18 protein-coding genes are annotated in these 20,015 nt (G+C 37.7%); all 18 read left to right on the top strand.

Annotation, left to right across the window (positions count from 1 at the left end):
* Positions 1–493: 493 nt before the first annotated feature.
* The 18 genes from AC3B6B_RS07875 to AC3B6B_RS07960 all read left to right on the top strand — a co-directional run bounded on the left by AC3B6B_RS07875 (position 494) and on the right by AC3B6B_RS07960 (position 19,981).
* Entirely contained in the window at positions 494–3,271 is a 2,778-nt protein-coding gene (locus AC3B6B_RS07875; protein ID WP_489758106.1) for a hypothetical protein, read from the top strand.
* Positions 3,272–3,990: 719 nt separating this feature from the next.
* Entirely contained in the window at positions 3,991–5,469 is a 1,479-nt protein-coding gene (locus AC3B6B_RS07880; protein WP_489758107.1) for a hypothetical protein, read from the top strand.
* A gap of 12 nt (positions 5,470–5,481) precedes the next feature.
* Positions 5,482–6,492 (top strand): AI-2E family transporter, encoded by a 1,011-nt coding sequence (locus AC3B6B_RS07885; protein ID WP_489758108.1) that lies wholly within the window; start codon positions 5,482–5,484, stop codon positions 6,490–6,492.
* A gap of 72 nt (positions 6,493–6,564) precedes the next feature.
* Positions 6,565–8,292 carry a hypothetical protein gene (locus AC3B6B_RS07890; RefSeq protein ID WP_489758109.1) on the top strand — a complete coding sequence of 576 codons (1,728 nt, stop codon included), beginning with the start codon at positions 6,565–6,567 and terminating at the stop codon, positions 8,290–8,292.
* 168 nt (positions 8,293–8,460) lie between these two features.
* The gene (locus tag AC3B6B_RS07895) at positions 8,461–9,447 is read left to right on the top strand and encodes an acyltransferase family protein (RefSeq protein WP_489758110.1); all 987 of its coding nucleotides are present in this window, start codon (positions 8,461–8,463) and stop codon (positions 9,445–9,447) included.
* 66 nt (positions 9,448–9,513) lie between these two features.
* On the top strand, positions 9,514–10,203 hold the full coding sequence (locus AC3B6B_RS07900) for a 2,3-diphosphoglycerate-dependent phosphoglycerate mutase (protein ID WP_489758111.1): 690 nt from the start codon (positions 9,514–9,516) through the stop codon (positions 10,201–10,203).
* Positions 10,204–10,626: 423 nt separating this feature from the next.
* Positions 10,627–10,902, top strand: a complete 276-nt coding sequence (locus AC3B6B_RS07905) for a hypothetical protein (protein ID WP_489758112.1) — start codon at positions 10,627–10,629, stop codon at positions 10,900–10,902.
* Positions 10,895–11,158, top strand: a complete 264-nt coding sequence (locus AC3B6B_RS07910) for a hypothetical protein (RefSeq protein WP_489758113.1) — start codon at positions 10,895–10,897, stop codon at positions 11,156–11,158. The genes AC3B6B_RS07905 and AC3B6B_RS07910 overlap by 8 nt, the downstream gene beginning before the upstream one ends.
* Complete coding sequence (locus tag AC3B6B_RS07915; protein ID WP_489758114.1) at positions 11,151–11,447, top strand: hypothetical protein; 297 nt, start codon at positions 11,151–11,153, stop codon at positions 11,445–11,447. Before AC3B6B_RS07910 ends, AC3B6B_RS07915 begins: the two co-directional genes overlap by 8 nt.
* 377 nt (positions 11,448–11,824) lie before the next feature.
* Positions 11,825–12,388, top strand: coding sequence for an elongation factor P (gene efp, locus AC3B6B_RS07920; protein ID WP_489758115.1), 564 nt, complete (start codon positions 11,825–11,827; stop codon positions 12,386–12,388).
* Positions 12,375–13,193: a PfkB family carbohydrate kinase gene (locus AC3B6B_RS07925; protein WP_489758116.1), complete on the top strand. Its 819-nt coding sequence runs from the start codon at positions 12,375–12,377 to the stop codon at positions 13,191–13,193. The genes efp and AC3B6B_RS07925 overlap by 14 nt, the downstream gene beginning before the upstream one ends.
* Positions 13,190–13,741, top strand: a complete 552-nt coding sequence (locus AC3B6B_RS07930) for an ECF transporter S component (protein WP_489758117.1) — start codon at positions 13,190–13,192, stop codon at positions 13,739–13,741. Before AC3B6B_RS07925 ends, AC3B6B_RS07930 begins: the two co-directional genes overlap by 4 nt.
* A 4-nt stretch (positions 13,742–13,745) precedes the next feature.
* Positions 13,746–14,435, top strand: a complete 690-nt coding sequence (locus AC3B6B_RS07935; RefSeq protein WP_489758118.1) for a DUF6198 family protein — start codon at positions 13,746–13,748, stop codon at positions 14,433–14,435.
* A gap of 238 nt (positions 14,436–14,673) precedes the next feature.
* Positions 14,674–15,216, top strand: a complete 543-nt coding sequence (gene citX / locus AC3B6B_RS07940; RefSeq protein WP_489758119.1) for a citrate lyase holo-[acyl-carrier protein] synthase — start codon at positions 14,674–14,676, stop codon at positions 15,214–15,216.
* 217 nt (positions 15,217–15,433) lie between these two features.
* On the top strand, positions 15,434–16,222 hold the full coding sequence (locus AC3B6B_RS07945; protein WP_489758120.1) for an alpha/beta fold hydrolase: 789 nt from the start codon (positions 15,434–15,436) through the stop codon (positions 16,220–16,222).
* 140 nt (positions 16,223–16,362) lie between these two features.
* Positions 16,363–17,544 (top strand): aminotransferase class I/II-fold pyridoxal phosphate-dependent enzyme, encoded by a 1,182-nt coding sequence (locus AC3B6B_RS07950; RefSeq protein WP_489758121.1) that lies wholly within the window; start codon positions 16,363–16,365, stop codon positions 17,542–17,544.
* Positions 17,544–19,001 (top strand): hypothetical protein, encoded by a 1,458-nt coding sequence (locus AC3B6B_RS07955; protein WP_489758122.1) that lies wholly within the window; start codon positions 17,544–17,546, stop codon positions 18,999–19,001. The genes AC3B6B_RS07950 and AC3B6B_RS07955 overlap by 1 nt, the downstream gene beginning before the upstream one ends.
* The gene (locus tag AC3B6B_RS07960) at positions 18,998–19,981 is read left to right on the top strand and encodes a glycosyltransferase family 2 protein (RefSeq protein ID WP_489758123.1); all 984 of its coding nucleotides are present in this window, start codon (positions 18,998–19,000) and stop codon (positions 19,979–19,981) included. Before AC3B6B_RS07955 ends, AC3B6B_RS07960 begins: the two co-directional genes overlap by 4 nt.
* Positions 19,982–20,015: the final 34 nt, after the last annotated feature.

Here is a 20,015-nt window from a genome sequence, read left to right on the forward strand (position 1 = left end):
TGGAACAAAATAATTAGAGGTTGAGGTAAAAAGGATTGTTCGTCAATTTCAACGGACATTTTCTTTTGATAGTGCCTTAAACCTCGTTATTGTTCCAACCTTTTTCATTTGCAACTTACATAGTTTTTAAAAACTAAGATCTGACAAGAGGCACTAAGAATCTATTTGGTGAAAGAAAGTAAATTCACGCACAAGAATATGTGGATTCTAAATGATAATTAAATTAAATTTGCTTCGATATCAAAAAAGTTATTTCTTTCAATCAATGTTTGCGTAGTAATTGGATTTTTATTGACTTTAATAATTATTTTGCATTAAAATTATTACGTAAATAATCCACGTGTTTTTAATTAAAATTAGGCTTTATTTATTAAATAAATGCTATTTTGAAAATGATTTTCGGAAATATTTTTAATTATTGTAAAAAATAATCTTGCTGGAATCGAATGTGAGTTCAGAGTTGGTTGGTTTTAGTTGCTAAATGTCAGTTGCGATGAAAAAAGGTGTAATGATGTTTAAATTACAAAAGCTAATTCAAAAAACAATCATAGTGGTGGCGATCGGATTTTTAGGCATTAATGTTGGGGTAGAACCAGTTAGTGCCCAACCGGTTCAAGTTGCAGTTGCCGCTAAAAAGCAAACAAGCACTGATTTAAAATCAATGATTGACCAAGTGCAAAATTTGGGACAACCAGTTGCTCAGTCCACACCAACAACGCAACAATCGCCTACCAAAGCGATTCGCGTTGCTCACACGCCTACAAAAGCTGCTTCTAATTTAGCAAGAACGGCAGTTCCCGAGCCGGTCTATAACTCTACGACTTATGGACAATCCAAGTTTGGTTTAAAGGGTCATAGTACTTGGGATCCACAATCGAAAAGTTGTGATGTTACTTTGAACTGGGATGATTTAAGTTCTCCTAATTCTAAATATACGTTAAATAGTGGTTATAAGGTTAATTCGGCATTACAAGGTGCCAAAACTTGGACTATTGAGCCCATTAATTACGGGCGCCATTTGAAAGTCTTGAACGTTTATCCTGATGATGGTAAACACAACGGGCGTTTTTTAAAAAGTTGGTTGACGGGCTATGATAAGAATCCTGATCCGGCATCAGCTCATGAAAGTATGTTGAATGTAACGGAAGTTTCGTTGCCTGATTTTAACAGTAATCCTGATTATTATTTGTATGCTAATCATAGTTCGGGTGCGTTCCAATATGATGCCATTTATTTTGGCTCGCGAGATAGTAATCTACACCAAGATATTAGTACTACTGCTAGTCAGGAAGTGGCGAAGTTTGGCAATGCCGGTCGGGCAGTCATTATTGGTCATGATGTCGTGGCGGGCAATCACTCAATTGGCCAACATACCAACTTTAATAAATATTTAGCCGATAAATTAGGGATTAAAGTCGTTCAAGTGCCTGATGGCCAAGTGCAACCACGTGTGGGTTCACAACAAGTGAAATTTGTGCATACCGGTTTTTTGACGGAGTACCCCAATGAATTACCAATTGATCGCGATTACACCATTTCTGAGTCGCACACTTTTGGCCAATATTATATGTATAGTGGTCAGGCAGAGCGCTGGATGCAATTTGACCAGCCGTATTCGGACGCAGAAAATAGCCATCCGTTTGCGATTAATAGTGCTAATAATTTGTACGAATTAGCGGTGGGACAGAATCCAGCGCCTAGTGATTTAGGTGATAATAATCATTATTTAATTACCAAAAATAACTATGCTATGATTCAAACGGGTCATACTACGGGAGCTTGTACACCGGATGAAGCGAGGATTATTGTCAACACAATTTATTATGTTTCATCTTTGTCAATGACTAATTCAGCCACGATTAAAACTGCTCAAGACAAGGCCGCACCGAACACGCCTACTATTTATGCTACTAAACCAACTGATCCATACAAAATTCATATTACATTAGATAAGCAAGTGACAGCTAACAATTCCTATGCTACTCAAGATGGTGATAATGGGTCGGTCTATTGTTTTAAAATTCAAGCCAATGTTGCTCAATTTCCAGATAGTGAAATTGAATCGGATGCGATTAACCAAAAAGTGGAAAGTGGCGTCTGGGGCTATTTATATAAGATTGATGATCAATCTTCGGAAACACTCACGCCACGCCGTGATGCTTACGGTAATGTAACTCTGACAAATGTAGATCGTCCGGACGGAAGTGGTGAACATTTGGTACCAAACATCAATGATTTGAATGTGGGTTTTGACGCTTACCGTGCGCAAGGACGCTCGAAAATTTTACACGTTGCCACGGTGGATCGCGCGGGCAATGTTTCGAAAACTGTAGATGTGGCTTTTGGCGATTATTATAATGCGCCGTATCAAGGACAATTAACGCAAGCAACTCAAGGAGCAGAACAAACAAGCTATAATACCACAACGACCTTTCAACCGGGTGATCTAATCAATTTTAAAATGGATTATCAAATGGATGATAAGTCATATGCCTGTCAAAACTTGACTTCACCAATTACTTTTAGTGATCATTTGCCAACGGGTTTAACCTATGTTCCGGGCAGTCTCAAAATCAGTTTAACTAATCCTAGTGGAACTAAGTATAATTTGACACCAAGTGTTGCTGACGCAGCACAGCCCTTAGATTTTAGTATGAACAGCCCTTCCGGAACGATCTTTCCGCCGGGCAGTTCGATTGAAATTACTTTTCAAGCAAAAACTTCCGCACAGGATAATTATGTTAATTTAGTCAATCACAGTGAATTAAGTGGCACTAGTAGTGATGGTACTAAGCAATCATCCGAAGCTAATGTAACTTTGACACGGACGGGCGTGCTGACGATTAAGGAAGTACCGTCGGAAATCAAGTTTGATAAAATTCGTATCCCCAAAGATAGTGGGACAAATGCTTCGACCGTGGGGAATTTAAAAATTCAACATTTTAGCCCTGACAGTACTAATGCGGCCACAGGTTCGCAGAATTTTAACGTGCAAGTTTCGTTTAATCAAGCTTTAGTCGGTAAAAACAAAAAAACTACTAAAAATTGGAGCTTAGATTTGAAAACAGATCAAGACTGGCTGCCAGTGGAGACTGGAACGAAGTTGGGCCAAAAGACTGAATTTACCGGTAATACTACGACGGATGGCATTGTTGATTTAACTAACAAAGTTGGTAAAGGCCAATGGAAATTGACAGTTCCTAAGGTTCGCCCTCAAAATAGTGATTACAGTGGTACTATCACTTGGACAGCAGTAAATGGACTGAGTTAAGTTTTAGAAAATATTGACGTAAAAAGACTCAGTATTCAATTAGGAGCTAGATTTCTAAAATTCTGGTTCGAGTCATAATAGCAGTGTTTTTAGTTTTCACCATAGTAATTGTTTGTTGGTTCAAAATAGTTCATCAAATTAATTTAAGAGATACAATAAAGTGGCTAGATCCTTGTAAATCAAGGATTTAGCCATTTTTGATGGTATACTTAATAAGTAAAGTTAAATGCTAAGGCGGTGGCTATTCCAGAAATGGGGTGGTGCTTATGGTGTAAAAACTGTAAACATAAATCCTAAAGAAGGGAGTAGCAAAGTGTTTCATTGGAACATTCATGATTTTTGCCAAATAATCAATACGATTATCGATGTCGCAAGTTTCGTTTGGATGGTCAAGCAAAGCACAAAAAAATAGCTGTCCTTAGCCACGCCAGACTAGATAGCTATTTAAAGTAGGTTTAAAATTTTGAATAGTCACCGCTTTGGCAACTTTACGGAAAGGTTAGTGTTACAGCACTGACCTTTTCTTACATACAAATAATAACATAGTTGGAAATAGATTTCATGCCAAAGGATCGCATTGATGAGCTTGAGGCTACTTTTCTATTATTAAATTTCGAATATTAATTATCCCTACTTTTCATATTTTGCTATAATGAAGCTTGTTATCTACATATGCATTAAAGCGCAATTCATTGGTCAAATAATGAGGGGATTATTTAATGAAGAAACAGCGAAGTTGGGGAACAGGATTGCTAATAATTTGCAGTTTGTTGGGACTGCTGTTAGTTGGGTGTCACAAGCAGGCAGTTAATCAACAAATTACGCAATCGAAAACAGCTTGGTATTTATACCAAAAGCCCAATCAAAATGTGCAACGCTTGCGTTTTTATCGCAATCAGACAGTAGGGGTGCAACATGTTAGCTTATTGGGCGATCGCCATGGCTCAAGCGTGTTGAATGCTAAGTTTGCGAATCCTACCTATCAGCTCAATCAAGATGGTCAAGAAATCACGATTAATACGACTCATCCGAAAATGATTTTAGCTGTTAAAAAAGCCTACCATGAACAAAAAGCTGGTTACACACTAACCGGCTTTGATGTGACTTATCAGGGTGAAAAGTGGAAGTTGGGTCAGATTACAAAAGTTAATCACGCTAAAAATAAGAAGTATCGTCAGTATCAAAAGCAACAGCGTCAAGCACAGTTAACGACGAAGCAATCAGATCAATTAGGGCCAACTTTATTAAAGCATTTGGTGACACCGTCTTTGAAAAATGCAAGTAGCCAATTAAATAATCAATCAATTGCGGGCGAGTATAATTATCGCGCCCTGTTAGGCATGAGTCGGGTTTACGGGCATTTAAGTATTGATACCAAAGGGCATTTTACGAATACTTTATATGTTCACGCCAAGCAAAGCGTGAAAAATCCTAACCAAGATAATCCAGTGATGTTAGAACAACAGACAATTTCTGGAATTTTAACAAGTTTATATGGTAAATTATATTTTAAGCCGGCTAATGTTTTAAGTGTCAAATACTTTACAGCGGGGCAAAATCCTGAAAATCCGGCGATTAAGTCGTTTAATTTGACGACTAATTCCAAGAGATATGGTCAAAATATTAAATTGGCCAAGTACCGCATTGAAAAAACGGATCAAGGGCTAATGCTTTATAATCAAGACTTAGCAGCATGGACTGATCAAAATCAGTCCACGACTGACGGTGTTCAGCTCTATGAAAATGCCAAAGCAGGCCCCACTTTAAAGCAGCAGTACGATAGGTTGTATCAGCATTATCAAGATTTAAAGAAAGCGCCAGTTACCTCGAATGCAGATTTAAGGCAATATGTTGCAGTTAGCGCTAGTCAACATGATAATACGTTAGCGGGAATTGGTATTAATTTGGCGGGCAAATTTAGCATTACACAAGATGCTAAAAGCTTTACCGGAATTGATCGTCAAGGTCATCAACAACCAACTCGCCAATACGTGGCGTTATTAGAACCGGCTATTTTGCAAGATCAAAAAAGTAAACATACCGTGAATACCCCCGCTGGTCAATTCTTGGTTTTTGGTGTTTATCAACAGCGTTTATATCTATTACAGCAACCCGATAGTGATTCCACGACCACTACGTGGACGGGGTTTAAGAATCTAAAATTAAAATTACCAATTGCGAATATTACGTGGAATTAATGAGGTGACCACATGAAATTATATCGAGAGTTTTTACAAAATCAGCAACTGCGCCGGAGTGTGGTGCTGTTATTATGCATTTTTGTTATTTGGTTAATGCGAGGGATCATGAGTATCGTCTTGTTAACGTTTATTTTTACTTTTTTGTCCATTAATTTTGTCCGGTGGGTGCAAAAACGCCTGCATTGGTCGCCATTTTGGATTGTCACTCCGTTGTACTTAATTATTATCGGGGTGATTTATCTGTTTGCGACGCACTATATTCCTAATATTATTAATTCCACGGTGCAATTATCCAAAAAATTATTTAGTTTTTATAATAGTAATCAAGTGCAAAATAATTCAGTTTTGGCTTACATCGTCGATAGTCTGAAAAGTTTAAAATTAGATGACCAGCTCAAAAAAGGTGTTGCTCAAGTAGTGAAATATTTGACTAGTGTCGGGGCTTTAGGTGTTACAATCGTTTTATCCTTTTTATTGAGTTATTTTTATAGTTTTGATGCGGATAAAATGAATGATTTTGGGCGTTCTTTTCAAAAGGGACACTTGGCATGGTTCTTTCAAGATATTAATTATTTTGCCCAAAAATTTGTGAACACCTTTGGCGTAGTTTTAGAAGCCCAGTTGGTGATTGCAGTTGTCAATACAATTTTAACGAGTATTGTCATGATTATTTTGAAGTTTCCAGGTATTCCGAGTTTAGCAGTCATGATTTTTGTGTTGTCCATGATTCCGGTAGCGGGTGTAATTATTTCCTTGGTCCCATTGTCAATCGTGGCTTATTCTGTGGGCGGTTGGCAACCAATGATTTATATCTGGATTGCTGTTTTATTAATTCATACGCTAGAAACCTATGTCTTAAATCCCAAGTTAATGTCTAGTCGCACCAACTTGCCGATTTTTGTGACCTTCGTAGTGTTACTCATTGCCCAAAAAATGTGGGGTACTTGGGGGTTAATTGTGGGTATTCCAATTTTTACTTTCTTTTTGGATTTACTAAAAGTTAAAACAATTAAAGTCTGATGAAAGTTAGTGTTCTGTATATTACTTTTATGTTAAACTGATATTAGTTGGTAATAGAGTGAGGTATTTTATATGTCATTATTTAATAAGCAACATTCTAATAAACAATCGGATTCTAATCAGCCGCAAGAACAACAAATGGCTAATAATCAACAACCTAATCCGAATATGATGCCAAATCAGGCGATGAATAATAACAATTATGGTGGCGCTAGTCAGCAGACACAGCAAATGCCCGTCCAAGACCCCAATATGGCGTTAAACCAGCAAACACAACAAATGCCGGTCCAAAACCCGAATAACGTAGCTTTGAATCAACAAACGCAGCAGATGCCAGTGCAAGATCCCAACGCGGCGTTGAATCAGCAAACACAACAAATGCCCGTCCAGGACCCGAATGCTTCCATGGGCCAACCGACTCAGCAGATGCCAGTTCAAAATCCGCCGGCCAATGATCAAAACGCGGCTAACGCCAATAATTCGGGTTATTTTCAAGATGTTGCTGAATATCCCGTGCAAAATCCTGCGCCTCAGAATAATGATACCAATTTATATCACTCCAGTAATTTTAATAAGCCCAATGTGACAGTTAATGAAGTCACTGAAAAAACGGCTTCGAAGAATACCGGTTGGGATCAGTGGCGTCAAACTGAAGAACAATTAACCAATCTCAAGTCTGAACAACAAGAATTGAAGCACGTATTGAAGGGGCAATTACTGAGCAGTCGGACTTTTTATCATCAAACGCTTCAAAGAAAGCAAGAGAGTGATGACCCGTATGCCCAAAATGTTAATTACGACTTGCAACAAATTCAACAAATTAATGATTCTTTGAAACGCTGGTTTGGAACCGATGCTATTTCTGGTGAGGTTATGTTTGAAAAAGGACAACAGTATTTAGTTTTAGAAGAACGTTTGGCCCAACCGGATGATGAAAGTACTGATGATTTAGCTAATTTGAATTTTTATTTAGATTCATTTCATGTGTTGCCTAATTTAGTGACGTTAAACTTTGATGAAGAATTAGCGGCCAATTGGCAAGATAACCTGGACGCAGGGGTTGTTAATCCCGAATCACAATTATTAAACTTGTACCAATATTTTCAAACTGAAGCAGACGCCAAAGCCAATGTGAAGCGTTCTGGGATGGGCATTGAAATTAGCCCTCATGCACGTGTAGAAACGGACTCGCAACAAAATATTGATCGCATTTATGAGCGAGATAGTTTAGTGATGAAGGTGGTCAAGGATGAAGACGGGCAACCAGCTAATATCTACCACTACTATAACGGTCAATTGTTAAGCTTAGACTATTTAAATGAAGCAGGAATTAATCTGGTAACAGAGTTTTTTGATAGTCGGGCGAAAGATCAATTGTTGCGTAAGAATTTTTATCGTTTAGATGGCACGTTGGCGGTGATTTTGAATTATCAAGAATCCCAACCGCGGGTTCAGGTCTTCAATCATAATAATTCTTTAGTCCAAGCTTTTGAAACGGAGCAAGATTTTGCAGCTTGGTGGCTGGTCAATAAGGTCTTAAATGATAAGACGACGATTATTGTGCCCCTGAGCTCACCGGTTTGCATGATTCTGCTAGAATATCCGGATGCTAATTATCAAGTAATGCCTTATATTGATGACTTCAAACAGCAACAAACTGAAGTTTCACAGTTATTACCGTTGACGGAACGTTTGAGTGCTGGAATTTTGGTTAAATCAGCTGATGATCAAAAACGTTTAAGTGAATTGACGCAAGGGCAAGTTAATGTTTCCATTGTGAATGCGGATGATGAACAGTAAGAATACTAAATTATAATTTATAAAAGCTGAGACAAGGCGATTAATGAAGCAGCATTAGTTGGTCATTAATTCGAAAGTCGCCAGCTTTTTTTTTGCTGTTGCAATCCATGCTAAAATATAAAGTGATATCTATTTTGTTAAATAAGTTAGGAAAGGATCTTTTGATTAATGCGCAAGCAGCAAATTGATAGTCTGGATGCAATGAAAATCTTAGCTGCTTTAGCAGTAGTTAGTATTCATACGGGCTTTGTTGATGTTTTAGACCGCTTGAGTCACAGTCATTTTTTTACTTTGACAGTTCGGATGGCTGTGCCATTATTTTTTATTGCTGCAAGTTTTTTATTGGCGCGTCATATTAATGTCCATCATGATCGTTTGCCAGCTTTAAAAAATTATACGATGCGGATTGGTAAGCTGTATATTTTTTGGTTGATCTTATACGGGTATTATATTGGGCGCGATGCGTGGGATAGCTTTCGCATATATGGTTGGAATTTGCCACGTTTTTTATATACTTGTGGTCAATGGTTACTGGTGGGTCCTTGGACCATGTTAGTGGGCTGGTATTTAAATGCACTCTTATTTGGAGTTTGGTTTGTTTATTGGTGGGGACGTAAAAGACCTAAATTGGGTTTTAGCATTTCCTTAATTATTTTTTTGACGATTGTGTTCTTTAGTGCCTATGTACCTGTGAACACCGGTATTTTAATCGCTTGCACACTTTTTGTCGGTCCGATTTATGTTTATTTGGGCCAATTTATTGCCCATTTAACGACTTTGCCAAGTTGGAAAATCTTGGGCACGACGTTGGTTGCCGCGCTTATCATAGCTTACTGTGAGTTACATTTTGTCTTACAAGGACATGGTCACAGTGATCAATTAGTGAGCTACTTATTGTTAGCTCCCGTGTTATTTATGATAACTTTGAAAATACCGCTCCATTTGCCACATGCTAAATGGTGGCGCAATTTAAGTACGGTGATGTATTTTAGTCATTACTTATTAATGAAAATTGGTTACAATTTTTTGTATTATCAAATTCATAGTACAACGTTACGTTATGGCTTAGTCGTTATTGCAGCTGTGCTTTGTTACTTGTTGATACTTGGCTTACAGCACACGCGGTTGCGGTTTTTGGTCAAGTGGTCTTATTGACACTAGTTTACTGAAAACATATAATATCTTGTGAGATGTAAACCTAATAAAAGGGGTATTGCGATTATGGCAAAATTAGTATTTATTCGTCATGGCCAAAGCCAATGGAACTTATCAAATCAATTCACTGGCTGGGTTGATGTGGATTTAAGTGAAGAAGGCGTTGAACAAGCTAAAAACGCGGGTCGGTTATTGAAGGCTGAAGGCATTGAGTTTGATCAAGCTTATACTTCTGTTTTGACGCGGGCTATTAAGACGTTGCACTATGCATTGGAAGAAGCCGGTCAATTATGGATTCCGGAAGAAAAATCTTGGCGTTTGAATGAACGTCATTATGGTGCTTTACAAGGATTAAACAAGCAAGAAACAGCTGATAAATATGGTGATGAACAAGTCCATATTTGGCGGCGTTCTTACGATACTTTACCACCATTATTGGATGCTAGTGACGAAGGTTCTGCAGCACAAGATCGGCGTTATGCTGACTTAGATCCACGGGCTATTCCTGGTGGCGAAAACTTAAAGGTTACTTTGGAACGGGTTATTCCATTCTGGCAAGATAAGATTGCGCCGAAGTTGTTAGACAACAAGAATGTGATCATTGCTGCTCATGGTAACTCTTTGCGGGCTTTGACTAAGTATATTGAAGACATTTCTGATGAAGACATCATGGATGTTGAAATGGCTACTGGTCAACCTGTAGTTTATGATTTAGATGATCAATTAAATATCATTAGCAAGACTAAATTAGGCTAGAAATCAGTAATTTTAAGAGAAACTTCCTTAAATGGGAGGTTTCTTTTTTTGTTGTGAAATTTAAAGTTAAGTACTATTTATTTTTGTGAATAAAGGAAAAGTCTAATGAGTAAAGTTGTCTTATATCATGCAACCGATAACTCTAGTAAGGACAAAATATTAATTAATGGTTTTAATATTAAAAAAATTAATTGGAATTATCTTTATGGAAATACATATCGTAAATACTTGAAATAGCCAGGCAGTTTAGGATATGGCATTTATGGTTTTTATAATGATAAGAATTTAGCAAGAAATTATTGGGATAGCTTACAAAATAGTAAAAATTGCTCAATTTTAAAACTTGAGGTTGATATAGATGAGGATAAATGTTTAAACTTTGTCGATGATTTAAATGATATGAGGGCTTTTAGAGAATTTTTGATGAATCCCAAAACGCAATTAATCATAGGTCAATTGAATAACAAGTATAAAAATAAGATTACTCAGCATGAATTAGATGGAGCTTTGTTAGGATACTTTATACAAAGTAATAAAGAGTATATTTGTATTGACTATGTTTGTTGTGCTACAACAACTAACTTATATCAGACGATTCATAGTTATATTCCTAATGGGATAGAGTATTGTATTCGAAATAAAAACAGCATTTATAATGTTGAAGAAATATCATTCGAGGAGGATTGGGAACATGGCTAAATATTTAAAGGGCTATGATGCTTTACTAAAACATAATGATGAAATAGCGGAACAATTAACAGTTGAAGATTTGACCAATTTCATAGAAATGACGTCGGATCATGGTAAATATGAGTACTCTGATGAATTATATTTGTCAGGTATGGTGGCTAATGAAAATTTTAAGTCTTTGTCTTCTGAATTTAATGAATGTGATTTATTGAAACATCAAAATGACAGTGAAATCAATGATTTGACAAGGAAGCGGTGTGAATAAATTGTCCAATTCTGAACCGATTATTAGATTTAAAAATTATAAAATTCATAGAATAGATTATCAAGTGATCGATCAACAGCAGTATAAAAAGGAGTTTGGGAAAGCCAATGTTAGGGTTGGGTTAGGTATAGGTAGCAAAATCAAAGAGCATACAGGTGTTGTTCAAACTAAAGTTACTTTTGGTAATCATAGTGATGAAGAACTTTATCGAAAATGTTATTTAGAAGTTGAGGCTTTTTTTGAAGTTAGTGAGGAGCTAAAAGAAATAGAAAAAATATCTAGCTGTTAATGGATCTGCGATGCTTTATCCGTATGGTAGAATGATCGTGTCAATGATTACGGCCTTGAATGATTCTAAGGTTAAACTGTTGCCAACGCTTAACTTTACGGATGCTTTTAAGGAATGGCATGAGTAGGTTTTTCAATTAATTTAAAAATAACGTTTCTGCAAGAGCTGTTCACAAGTGAAAATTGTGAACATTTTTTGTACTGTTGTTTTGGATAAGATTATAGGGGATTATTTTAGTTTTTGGACAATAATTTAAAGTTATTATAATTAACTGTCAACGTATAGAAAGAATCACGCTTAATTAATGGTTCTAGACTTAACTATTTGGCTAGATCTGCTACAATGATAGGTAATTAAGGATTTGGAGGAGAGACATTATGATTGAAGCAGTAAGTTTACGTGCTGGGATGACATTTATTCAAGATGGCAAATTAATCAAGGTAATGAAGGCTGATCATCATAAGCCAGGTAAGGGCAATACTGTAATGCGCTTGAAGCTTAAGGATTTGCGCAGTGGTTCAATTGTCGACACAACCATGCATCCAGATGTTAAATTGGAGCAAGCAGTTATTGATACAAAAGCGGCACAATACTTATACACGCAAGATGATGTAGCGGTGTTTATGGATTTGGAAACATATGATCAATATGAAGTTCCTTTGGCAATTATTTCCCAGGAAATGAAATTTTTAATGGAAAATATGGAAGTAAAAATTGATTTTTATGGTTCTGAGGTGGTTGGAATTAGTTTACCAACAACTGTTGTATTGACGGTGACGGACACGCAACCTTTAATTAAAGGGGCTACGGCAGCGGGTTCGAATAAGCCGGCAACAATGAATACAGGTTTGGTGGTCGCCGTTCCTGATTTTATTAATGTTGGTGAAAAACTGGAAATTAATACGCAAGACGGAAGTTATGTCAAACGTGCCAATAAGTAGACCAGATCAGCACTTCTTAGTAGCTGAAGATTGGTCCAGTTGGGGCAGTATGTCTTTGCAGGTAGCGACCACTGTCTTGCAAAATTTGGGAATACCTAGTGTCAGTTTACCAGTTAACATTTTGGCAACGCATCCAGGACATGACGTGCAGGCGCCTAAATTAGATGTGAGTCAATGGCTCCAGCAAGTGCTAACTTATTGGGATCAAGTCGCGTTTAGTGGTTTGGCACTTGGTTATTTGGGTACGAAGCAATTAGTTACTATTTGGCAAAAATATTTAGTAAGACATCACTTGCCGTTAGTCGTGCTTGATCCCGCGATGGCTGATCATGGTCAATTGTACGGTTTATTGAATCATGATTATGTGAAAGCGCAACGCCAGTTATTACCATTCGCTGATGTATTGACCCCCAATTTCACAGAAGCGCAGCTGTTATTAAATACTACAATTACGACTCTAGACCAATTAGTTCAAGCATTGAAACAATTAACACAACAAATTAAAGGCAATCAAGTAGTGATTACTGGTGTGGCTAAGCAGGACAAGATTGGCTGCGCTTATCTCGTGGCAGGAAAATTACAATATTTAGCGTATCCGAAAGCTCATCATTCTGTGAGCGGTAGTGGTGATTTATTTACCAGTATTTTGGCTGGTTGTTTACTACAGCAAATGGATTGGTTACCAGCGGTGCAAACAGCAACACGATTAACGACGAAGGCAGTAACATTAACACCAATAGAGCAAAGTGATGTCCAAGTAGCGACAATCGCGGCCGATTTAGAACAATTGAGGATGAGAAAATGACATCAAAAACATTACGGAAAACGATTTTTACCGGTTTGTGTGCCGCAATTATTTTTATTGGAATTAGTCTGTTTCGAATTTATTTGCCAGCACCAACGGGGCGGCCCTTTATTCATTTTGGCAATACTTTTGCGGTTATTTCAGTCATGTTGCTAGGATTTCGAGCAGGTGCGTTAGCTTCGATGATTGGTCTGGGACTATTTGATATTCTCAATGGTTATGCGGCAACATCGTGGTTAACCATTTTGGAAGCTTTGATTTTAGCCTTTGTCACTTCCTGGGTCTTTAAACGAGTACATTATGTAACTGACAAGCGGATCAGTAAATTGTATGTAGTATCGTTTGCAGCGGGGGCTATTAAGTTGTTAACTTCTTGGTGTACGGGGATTATTGAAGGGTTGATGGTTGGAACGCAATTACACGTAGCAATGATTAATGCGTTTGTTAGTTTGCCAGCGACTTTGATTAATTCGCTCGCGACTTTTATCATAGTACCGTTAATTTATGTAGCATTGGAACGAACCTTATTGAAACGGATGAAAATATAATCATATGATTGAATTAGCTGATGGAACTAGAAGACGCCTCAAAAGTTCCGAAATGATTTTTTATTTGGGATTTTCCATTATTTTAAATTCACTGGCCAATGGCTTAACAGTTGCTACTCATCTAGGTAGTGCTGTTTGGACGGCCTCAGCGGTTAATCTCGAAGGTCAGATTTCTTGGAGCTTAGGTACAATTTTGTTGGTTTACGCATTGCTAGTTCAGTGCTTAAATACTCTGATTAGTCAAAAATTAGATTTGACCATGTTTATCAGTAATATGTTGTTTGCACTGTGCTTTAGTTATCTCGTGCAATTTAGTAATCATTGGTTTACTTTATTGAAAGTTCCCCAATTACCATTGATTTGGCGCTTAATTCTCGATATTTTAGGTGTTTGCTTAATTGCCACGGCGGTGTCCGTATATCAACGTGTGAATGTGATGTTACATCCTAATGATGAATTTAGTTTTTTATTACGGTTTCATTTTTTTCACGGAAATGCCGCGTGGGGGCAAATTGTTAGTTATATTATTCCAGTATTAATTATGATTTATTGCTGGGTACGTTCAGGACAATTGCAGTCCGTGGGCATCGGAACTTTGTTCTCATTGTTTTGCCAAGGTTTTGTCATCGGCTGGGCTGATCACCACATTTTTAGCAAATTACAGCACCGTTTTACGACTAAGCCGGCTGAATAAACTAACTGCAAAATGTTAGTGTAGTTGTCTATACCACTAATTTTTGCGTGCTAAAATTAGGACATGATGAGAAGTGAGAGTTTTGGCAATTAATTAGAGTTTTGATAACCTCTGAGACTTTTAGCCTTCCAAATTAATCATTAAAATAACTTGTGTCTTATGAACATTATGTTAAACTTAGCGCGAGTAAATTAAAGCATATCTGTAATTTCAGATAATTGATAAGGTGTAGTAGACGATGACAATACTTGACCACGGGACGCCGATTACATTAGCTGCCATGAAGCAGAATCAAATTTGGCGTACTCAACAACAAGCAACTCTGACAAAAAATTACCGTATGGATGTACTTTTAACAATTCGGTTGATAATTCCTGGCAATGTCAAGAATAATGAAGCTTTACGTAGAGTTTTTATTGCAGGTTTAAAAGAACTAGAATTAATTTGTTCCAAAGAACAACTGCCTATAATTTATTTTGAGAACTATTTACATCGACTGACAGGGCCAGAAGCTTTTTTGATTTTGTCAGAAAGCTCAGTGCTAATTAAACGGCGAATGGTTCGTTTTGAAGATCAATTTACTTTAGGCTGTTTATTTAAAATTGATATTTGGCCGTATGGTTCAGACAAGTGTTTATCACGGACCGATGTTGGTCGTAGACAACGACAGTGCTTAATTTGTTCGCAACCAGCTCAACAATGTTGTCGTGAGCAAAAACATAGCTTAGAGCAATTAAAATTAGCAGTTGATCAGCGCTATTGGGCATATTTTGGTCAATAATTTTCAGTAAAAGTATAAGACTGAAGCAAGCAAAGTTAGTGTTCAAAAATGAACCATTTCGGCTTGTTGCAGTCTTATTTTAGTGGTGAAAATTATAGTGCTCAGCTTTTGTTCATCCGGTGGTGTAGTCTGCTATTTGGGACTTGAACCCCCTTCCAAAAAAGTGTAGTTTAAAATTAGTTAATTTTAATGCTGAACATTTTAGGAGATGCTTAGGATGTGGCTGACAACAAGTGACGGAATCCAGTTAAATTATCAAGTCCGTGGGCAGGGACCAGTCTTAGTCTTTGTTGCGGGTTATTCTGGAACGCAGTTAGAATGGCAACAAGAAGTCGATTTTTTTGTGCAACAGCACTACCAAGTAGTGACAATTGATCAACGCAATCACGGTCAATCACAACGGACGCGGCATAATTTACGAATCGCTCGCCTGGCCGCCGATTTGGCGGAATTATTTGCGGCCTTGGACTTACATAATGCAGTTTTAATTAGTCATTCCATGGGCGCAGCCGTGATGTGGTGTTATGTTAGTTTGTTTGGAACGAAGCGCTTAAAAGCGTTAGTTGATGTGGATGAATCCCCTAAAGCTTTGAATACGCCGCATTGGCAATACGGAGCTTTAGATCTAACTTGGGAAACTGTGCGGCAACAGCAACAGCGCATTTTACAAACGAAAATGACTTATCAACAAGTACCAACACCAATTTGGCAAGCATTGAAAGCACAACAGCAGGCGCATCCATTTGATCCAGAATTAAATGCGCCCTTATTAACTAATCACTTGTTGCAAGATTGGCGCGATGTGATTGCTACCTGTTTGTTACCGCAATTATTTTTAGGTAGTGTGCATTCGCCGATTTGGCACCCCGGTTATGTCGACTTATGCTTGCAGTTAGCTCCCAAAGGTTATGCCCAGATTTTTCAAAATTCGGGGCACTTACCGCATTTAGAAGAAGCGTCGCAGTTTAATCAGTGGGTATTAACGTTTTTGCAAACGGTAGTTTGAGAGTTATTGGTTCAAAAACGGGTTTAGCTGTATAATAAAAGCTTACAGAGTTTGCTAATAAGTTAGCAATCAGAATCTAATGGTAAAGAATTTCAAAAGACAACTGATTGTTCTAGGTAATCCAAGAAGGGAAGATTGACATGAGTGATTTAGAATCCAAAATGAGTACAGCTGCATTGCAGTTAAAACCACAAGATATTTTTTTGTTTAATGCTCAAGCTAATCAAACACCAGGCATTGTGAATATGACAGTCGGGGAACCAGATTTTATTACGCCCCAGCATATTCGTGAAACGGCTAGTCAAGCAATTTTAAATGATAAGATGCACTATACAATTCCGGAAGGCAAACCTGAATTAACACAGGCAATTGCGGACTTTTTAAAGACCAAATATGATCTACAATATGATCCCAAAACACAAATTGTCACTACAATTGGTGTGACGGAAAGTGTTTATACCACTTTAACAGCAATATTAAATCCTGGTGATGAAGTAATTTTACCGACACCTTGTTTTACTATTTATGAACCGGATATCTTATTAAACCAAGCAAAACCAGTTTATTTAGATACTTCACAAACTGATTTTCGGATTGATCCCCAAGTTTTATTAACGTTGTTACAACAACATCCGAAAGCTAAGGCTATTATTTTGAATTATCCGAATAACCCGACAGGGGTAACCTATGATCAACAGCAGCTACAAGCGTTAGCTGATGTGTTACGGCAATTTGAAATTTTTGTTTTGAGTGACGAAATTTATAGTGAACTATCTTATGATGTTCAACACGTTAGTTTAGCGAAGTTTTTACCGGAACAAACAATTTTAATGAACGGTTTATCTAAATCGCATGCGATGACTGGTTGGCGCGTGGGTTATGTTTGTGGTCCCCAAAAAATTATGGCTCATTTGTTACATGTGCATGAATTAGTTACCACTTCCATTCCAGAAGTTAGTCAGGATGCGGCAATTGCGGCCTTGACAGCTGGTCAAGATGATACAAAAGCGATGAAAGTGGAATATCAAAAACGGCGGGATTACTTGTATCAACATTTAACACAGTTAGGTTTTCAAACTTCTAAACCGCAGGGAGCTTTTTACCTGTTTATTAAATTGCCAGCCAGTTTGCCGCAAGATGACGTCCTAGTGGCGCAAGAGTTAATTGCACAAGAAAAGTTGGCTTTATTACCAGGTAGTTTCTTCGGTTTAGGAGGTGCTGGTTATTTGCGGATTAGTTATGCTGCCAGCATGGAAAAAATTAAAACGACGGTCACGCGTTTAGCTGATTACTTGAAGAAAAAGGAAGGTTCTATTGCTTGATGGGTGCAACTTTCCAATCATGGATGACTAAAGTTTTAAAATTGGTTTTAATTGGCTTTAGTGGCTTGATGGTTGTCGGAGCCATTTTAAATAGTTGGACGCTGTTAAAAGAACAGGTAGGTACAGATCGGTGGCTATTGGTAGTGAGTTGGTGTTTACTACTAGGCTTAATCACAGTTTGCACCTGGTTATTAGTCAAAATTCCCGATCAACCAATTAACAATTTAGCGGTGGTCACACTTTTATTAATTATTTTTGCGGGGCTTTTTTTAGCTTGGATTTATCAAACACCAACTAAACAATTTAGTGACTATCATAAATTTTGGAAATTGGGCGCTCAAGCAGTTCACGGACATCCGATTTATCATACTGATAACAGTTATTTTTCTAAGTGGGCTTATCAAACCGGTTTTTTAGTTTACGTAATGGGTTTTATTAAACTATTTGGTGTTAATTTGCGACTGTTTCAATGGTTCACGGTCGTACAACAAGTTGTGGTGCTAGCTCTAACTTATGTGTTGGCACAAAAGTTATTCCACCAAGTAACAATTAGTCGCCTTAGTGTATTTTTTATTGGGATTAATCTGGAATGGTGGGCACTGAACAATCGGGTGACCAGCCAATATTTGGCGTTAATCTTTTTCTTGTTGACCTTTATTCTGCTAATTGATGCTAGACCGTTTCACTGGTTAGCAGCGGGAATTTGCTTAGCACTCGGCAATGTCTTACGGCCCTTAGGGGTCGTCTTTGTGGCTGGGATTGTCGTATTTTGGCTTATTTATCGGTTGTGGACAGTACCAAGCAACTGGAAATCTTCAATAGCTCAGCTATTGGGTTTAGTCGCAGTTTATTTTTTGCTACTGGCTAGTTTGGGCTCCGCCATTAAATTATCTGGTTTAAACGCGTACGGATTAAGTAATCGCGATAGTGAATGGAAATTTGTTATGGGCTTAAATTATCCGACCGCTGGCGCTTACTCAAATGAAGTACGGCACCAGTTTAATTTACATGATAGCCGGCAAGTGATGTTACACAAAGAAAAAAATGTCACCCAGCAGCATATTCGTTATTTGAACAAGCATCACCTCTGGCTGAAATTATTTGTAAAGAAATTTTTTGTTCTATGGTCTAATCCGTCTAACACGCTGTCTTTTTCCCTTTTTGACCAAAATCATACGCCACGACATACTTGGTGGGTAACGATTATTGCTTACGGGATTAGTGTGATTGAGATGGGATTAGTGTTGCTGGGAGCTGTGGTATTGTGGTTGAAGCAGTCCAGTAATTCAAAGTTTAATCTCTTATTACTGGTGTTATTTGCCTATGTTTGCGCGCAACTAATCATCGAAGTGCAAGGGCGTTATCGCTTAGAGTTCGTGCCGATATTAGCGATCATTGCCAGTGTTGGTGTTAATCAGTTTTGGTTGGGGATAAAAGAGTCGAGGTGCGGTCAGTGAGCACAAATAAATTAAGTATTGTGGTGCCCTGTTTTAATGAACAGGCGGTTTTGCCACAATCCATTCCGGTTTTAAAACAAGTCTTACAAAAGCTGATTGTTCAACACCAAATTGCGATTGATAGTCAAATCGTTTTGGTAGATGATGGCAGTAAAGATCAAACTTGGTCGTTAATTGAACAATATAGTAATGCTGATCAAAACGTGACCGGAGTTAAGCTCAGCCGTAATTTTGGACATCAAGGTGCGCTACTAGCTGGTTTAAGTACTGTGGTGCATGATTCCGCTATGGTAGTGTCGATTGATTCGGATTTACAAGATGATCCCCAAGCCATCATTGAAATGGTAGATAAGTATCATCAAGGCTACGAAGTAGTTTATGGTGTACGCAATAATCGCGCTACTGATAGTGCGTTTAAACGTTCAACGGCCGAACTATTTTATCGAGTGATGAGTGTTTTAGGAGTTAAAATGATTCCGGATGCGGCAGATTTTCGATTAATGAGCCAACGAGCTGTTCAAGTACTATTAGATTATCCCGAACGCAATTTGTTTTTACGGGGATTGGTACCATTGGTCGGTTTTCAGAGTGCTAAAGTCTATTACCGACGGGCAGCACGTATTGCAGGGGAATCCAAGTATCCGTTAAGTAAAATGTTGAAGTTAGCTATTGATGGCATTACTTCCTTTTCAATTGCGCCGATTAAATTAATCATGGGTCTAGGCTTTTTTATTGTGCTAGTAGCCTTGTTATTATTACTGTATACTATTGTGCAGAAAATACGGGGCGCCGTAGTATCTGGCTGGTCGTCGTTAATGATTTCAATCTGGGCGTTAGGTGGTGTGCAACTGATCTGCATTAGTGTGATTGGTGAATATGTGGGGAAAATTTTTCAAGAAGTAAAACAACGACCGCGTTTTACAATTGAGAAAGATTTGTACCATGCTAAAGAATCAGCTAACACAAAAGTAAAAAATTAGGGTCAATTTTCTAGTTAAAATTAGCTATAATGAA

The organism is Bombilactobacillus sp. ESL1197 (assembly GCF_058107145.1).

Bases quoted from the DNA above. Each gene is read 5' to 3' on its own strand.
- AC3B6B_RS07935 (WP_489758118.1), top strand. From the start codon at position 13,746: ATGATTGAATTAGCTGATGGAACTAGAAGACGCCTCAAAAGTTCCGAA.
- AC3B6B_RS07890 (WP_489758109.1), top strand. From the start codon at position 6,565: ATGTCATTATTTAATAAGCAACATTCTAATAAACAATCGGATTCTAAT.
- citX (WP_489758119.1), top strand. From the start codon at position 14,674: ATGACAATACTTGACCACGGGACGCCGATTACATTAGCTGCCATGAAG.
- AC3B6B_RS07955 (WP_489758122.1), top strand. From the start codon at position 17,544: ATGGGTGCAACTTTCCAATCATGGATGACTAAAGTTTTAAAATTGGTT.
- AC3B6B_RS07950 (WP_489758121.1), top strand. From the start codon at position 16,363: ATGAGTGATTTAGAATCCAAAATGAGTACAGCTGCATTGCAGTTAAAA.
- efp (WP_489758115.1), top strand. From the start codon at position 11,825: ATGATTGAAGCAGTAAGTTTACGTGCTGGGATGACATTTATTCAAGAT.
- AC3B6B_RS07895 (WP_489758110.1), top strand. From the start codon at position 8,461: ATGCGCAAGCAGCAAATTGATAGTCTGGATGCAATGAAAATCTTAGCT.
- AC3B6B_RS07880 (WP_489758107.1), top strand. From the start codon at position 3,991: ATGAAGAAACAGCGAAGTTGGGGAACAGGATTGCTAATAATTTGCAGT.
- AC3B6B_RS07910 (WP_489758113.1), top strand. From the start codon at position 10,895: ATGGCTAAATATTTAAAGGGCTATGATGCTTTACTAAAACATAATGAT.
- AC3B6B_RS07875 (WP_489758106.1), top strand. From the start codon at position 494: ATGAAAAAAGGTGTAATGATGTTTAAATTACAAAAGCTAATTCAAAAA.
- AC3B6B_RS07905 (WP_489758112.1), top strand. From the start codon at position 10,627: ATGAATCCCAAAACGCAATTAATCATAGGTCAATTGAATAACAAGTAT.
- AC3B6B_RS07885 (WP_489758108.1), top strand. From the start codon at position 5,482: ATGAAATTATATCGAGAGTTTTTACAAAATCAGCAACTGCGCCGGAGT.
- AC3B6B_RS07900 (WP_489758111.1), top strand. From the start codon at position 9,514: ATGGCAAAATTAGTATTTATTCGTCATGGCCAAAGCCAATGGAACTTA.
- AC3B6B_RS07930 (WP_489758117.1), top strand. From the start codon at position 13,190: ATGACATCAAAAACATTACGGAAAACGATTTTTACCGGTTTGTGTGCC.
- AC3B6B_RS07945 (WP_489758120.1), top strand. From the start codon at position 15,434: ATGTGGCTGACAACAAGTGACGGAATCCAGTTAAATTATCAAGTCCGT.